The 3,620-nt window shown below is 39.1% G+C and carries 4 protein-coding genes and 1 tRNA gene; 3 read left to right on the forward strand and 2 right to left on the reverse strand.

What is annotated here, in order from left to right; all coding sequences use genetic code 11:
* Positions 1–43 precede the first annotated feature (43 nt).
* Positions 44–1,033 (reverse strand): PhoH family protein, encoded by a 990-nt coding sequence (locus Q0L68_RS17935; RefSeq protein ID WP_296705635.1) that lies wholly within the window; start codon positions 1,031–1,033, stop codon positions 44–46.
* A gap of 102 nt (positions 1,034–1,135) precedes the next feature.
* On the opposite strand from Q0L68_RS17935, the gene Q0L68_RS17940 reads away from it, so the two are divergent.
* From Q0L68_RS17940 to Q0L68_RS17950, 3 genes are all read left to right on the forward strand, one after another.
* Positions 1,136–1,906 carry an SAM-dependent chlorinase/fluorinase gene (locus Q0L68_RS17940; protein WP_296705636.1) on the forward strand — a complete coding sequence of 257 codons (771 nt, stop codon included), beginning with the start codon at positions 1,136–1,138 and terminating at the stop codon, positions 1,904–1,906.
* Between the two features lies 1 nt (position 1,907).
* Positions 1,908–2,207: an antibiotic biosynthesis monooxygenase family protein gene (locus Q0L68_RS17945; protein WP_296705637.1), complete on the forward strand. Its 300-nt coding sequence runs from the start codon at positions 1,908–1,910 to the stop codon at positions 2,205–2,207.
* A gap of 159 nt (positions 2,208–2,366) precedes the next feature.
* Positions 2,367–2,448 (forward strand) — tRNA-Leu (locus tag Q0L68_RS17950).
* 295 nt (positions 2,449–2,743) lie between these two features.
* Here the strand turns inward: Q0L68_RS17950 and Q0L68_RS17955 are convergent.
* Positions 2,744–3,620 (reverse strand): hypothetical protein (locus tag Q0L68_RS17955; RefSeq protein ID WP_296705638.1); only part of this gene is annotated, 877 nt, incomplete at its 5' end.

A 3,620-nucleotide genomic window follows, 5' to 3' on the forward strand; every position in this document is an offset into this window, starting at 1 on the left:
AAAAACCTGTTTCCTTATGAAGAAAACTTTTTTAAGTTCTTCTTCAGTTGATACTTTTTCTACTTGCAGCATCATATTTCCCCTGATCTTTTTCGGCTTGGTCTTTTTCGTAGGCTTCGATGATTGACTTTACTAATTTATGTCTGATTACATCCTTCCCACTTAAATTCACAACCCCAATACCTTTCACTTCTTTCAAAATCTTCAAAGCTTCGGATAAGCCAGACTTTTGTCTTACAGGTAAATCTACCTGAGTTTGATCTCCGGTGATTATTACTCTTGAATTAGGTCCCATCCGAGTTAGAAACATCTTAATTTGTTCACTGGTCGTATTCTGAGCCTCATCGAGTAAAACAAATGCATCATGAAGCGTGCGTCCTCTCATATAGGCAAGAGGTGCAATCTCAATGACTCTGGTTTCTTGATAAAATTTAAGCTTTTCTGGAGGAACCATGTCTGAAAGGGCATCATAAATGGGCCTCAAATAAGGATCAAGTTTTTCTTGCAAATCACCTGGGAGGAAACCTAAATTTTCACCAGCCTCAACAGCGGGTCTGGTAATAATGATTCTTTTGACTTCCCTGTTTTTAAGCGCTCTCACAGCCAAGGCAACCGCTATGTAAGTCTTACCCGTTCCGGCAGGTCCAAGAGCGAAGACCAAATCATTACTCATGGCTGATTCCACAAGTTTTCTCTGATTAGGTGATTTTGGTTTGATCACCAATCCTTTGTTCCCAAAAACAATAACTTGATCTCGACTTGCCTCCTCAAAAGGAATTCCTTCTACATCGAGATAATCTTTAACATTTTCTGGAGTCAGGTGACCAAAGCGCTCTAAATGATCTAACAACAAATTGAGGACGTCATTGATTCTTAGAATCTCTGGTGCTCCGCCTTTGATTCTGATTTCATTTCCCCTGGAAATAATTTTGCTTTGGGGAAAGGCAAGCGCGATTTGCTTAATATTTTCATTGGCAGTACCTAAAAACTCAGCCAATGGCACATTTTCTAAAGTGATTACTTTTTCTACCAATCTGTTTTCTTTGATTAGATTATCCTTTGGCGAACAAATAAATTTCTATTTTTGTCCACGACTACTCTAACAAAAGTACACAATTTTAATTGACATGCTCCTATGGCATTGGTGACATTCCTCTCAGATTTTGGGGACAAAGATTATTACGTACCTGCAGTAAAAGCCAAAATGCTTGCAGTAAATCCTCAATTGAACATTATAGACATTTCACATTCTATAGACACCTTTGATATTGCACATGCAGCTTTTGTGTTAAGGTCTACTTTTCGTGATTTCCCTAAGGGTACTGTTCATCTAGTGGCTATCAATACAACTGGCGCTATCACTCAGGGCTACATCGGGATTAAGCTCGAAGAACATATTTTCTTAGGCCCTAATAATGGAATTTTGAGTCTATTGGCTGATCATGATCCTGGAATTATGGTTCAATTTGCAGATATCCATTTAAAGGACACTACGTTTCCTGCCAAGGATATTTTGGCACCGATCGCAGCCAAAGTGGCTAGCGGGGCAGCAATCCACGATTTTGGTGGTCCATTAACTAATTTCCGAAAATTAATGGCCAGACAAGCAAAAGCCACAAAAGAGCAAATTCTTGGTCATGTCGCCAGGGTGGATCGATACGGGAATTTGATCACCAATATCCAAAAAGATATTTTTGACAAACTCAATCCGGGGAAATTCACAATAGAATTTGGAAGAGAGATCGTATATGGCTTGAACAAAGGATATGACGAAGTTGAGCCTGGAGATTGTTTTGCCTTTTTCAATAGTATGAATTTATTGGAAATAGGAATCAATCATGGACACGGAGCGGATTTACTTGGATTGAAATATGACAGTGTGGTATTTGTGAATTTTAATATTTGATATGATAATCAGGATAGTGAGGATGACTTTTCAAGCAGATCAAGTAGAAGCATTTCTTGATAATTTTGAAGTTCACAAGAAATCTATCCGGAATTTCCCAGGTTGCCAACATTTAGAACTTTGGAGAGACGAAAATCAAAAAAATATTTTCACGACTTATAGTAAATGGGAAAGTGAAGAACACCTAAATCAATATCGTGATTCTGAGCTATTTAAATCCGTATGGAAGTTCACAAAAGCTTTATTTGAGGAGAAACCTATGGCTTTTAGCTCAAAAATTCTTGAGGAAGTGAAAAATTGAGTTTGTAGAAAAAAAATTCTTTACTCATATTTGCATCCCGTTACGAAAGCAACGGACACGAGATTCTGAGAAATCAGGATTTACCAAAAGCCCAGGTGGCGGTCCCGATAACTATCGGGATGGTAGAAGAGAGTCTAAAACACCTTGGATATTACACCTGCCCAGGTGGCGGAATTGGTAGACGCGTTGGTCTCAAACACCAATGCCTTCGGGCGTGCCGGTTCGACTCCGGCCCTGGGTACTTTGATAAAGCTCCTTCTTATTTAGAAGGGGCTTTTTTTTGTTTCTTTATTGCCGGAGGAGAAGTTTATCCCGATGAAGCGAAGTGGACATCGGGAACTCCGGCCCTGGGTACGGAAAACCCCTTCAGAAGTAATTTTGAAGGGGTTTTTGAATTTTTTGGCAAACTATAGGCAAACAATTTCGAGATTCATTGATTCGTCGTGAAATTTAAAAGCCTAACCTATGTTCTAAAAGGATTTTATCTGCTGGGTTACAAATGCCAAGTCCTACATGCCAAATACACATAAATCAAGTTACCGTTTGGTGCAAGCGTATGATACTTCTCCGCTAAAGCCGTCGTAATGATTAAACGCTGTTGGTGGATAAGTTAAGGGGTCTGTATCTTGAAACTCCCATAGATTCAGTCTAAAATTAAGATGATACCTTCCATCTATTTCTTGAACTACTGGTACCCTTGTCCAAGGACAACAAGGCTTGTACCGATCCCCATTATCATATAGTAACCACCACTCAGCGTATAATGAACCATCAGCACGCATTTCAATTACATATTCATAATTGGAAGGGGAACCACCATTAGTGGCTATAACATCCCATGTACCGACTGCAGCCTCACGATAAAGAGCCAAGGAATCGACTTTCTCTGCAATGTTCAGTTGAAAATTTAAGGGGCTTCCATAAAATTGATCACCTTCCTGATCTTTTACTTCAGCTGTTAGATTTACCACAGCATTCTCCTGATTTGGTAAAGTCCATTGGACAGATGCCATGCCTTCATCATTCGTTTTAGAAAATAAGTTATCTAATTGGCCATTTCCTGGGGGTAAGTTCCAAGAAACTTCATAGCCAGCTTTCTTCCACTCATCATAATATGATTTTGCGTTCATCTTCACTTTGACAGTTACCTTTTCGCCTGGCTGATATTCACTTTTGAAACTATTGACATCAACTACTTCTAATTGAGCTGGGATGATATTTCCTCTATATTTCTGTAGATTCTGTTTCAAGTCAACCCAAGTTCCTTCATACAAGGACAATGCGTAACCACCAAATTCTCTAGCTGCATTCAGTGTATTAACGGCTGAATAAATGTTTGCTAGAACATTCGTTTTTGAAGCTATTGCCTTTAGAATCACGGTCTTATTTAAAAGTAATGCACTAAGGCCGCTA

The organism is Algoriphagus sp., from assembly GCF_024642405.1.
Taxonomy (GTDB): Bacteria; Bacteroidota; Bacteroidia; order Cytophagales; family Cyclobacteriaceae; genus Algoriphagus.

Bases quoted from the DNA above. Each gene is read 5' to 3' on its own strand.
- Q0L68_RS17940 (WP_296705636.1), top strand. From the start codon at position 1,136: ATGGCATTGGTGACATTCCTCTCAGATTTTGGGGACAAAGATTATTAC.
- Q0L68_RS17945 (WP_296705637.1), top strand. From the start codon at position 1,908: ATGATAATCAGGATAGTGAGGATGACTTTTCAAGCAGATCAAGTAGAA.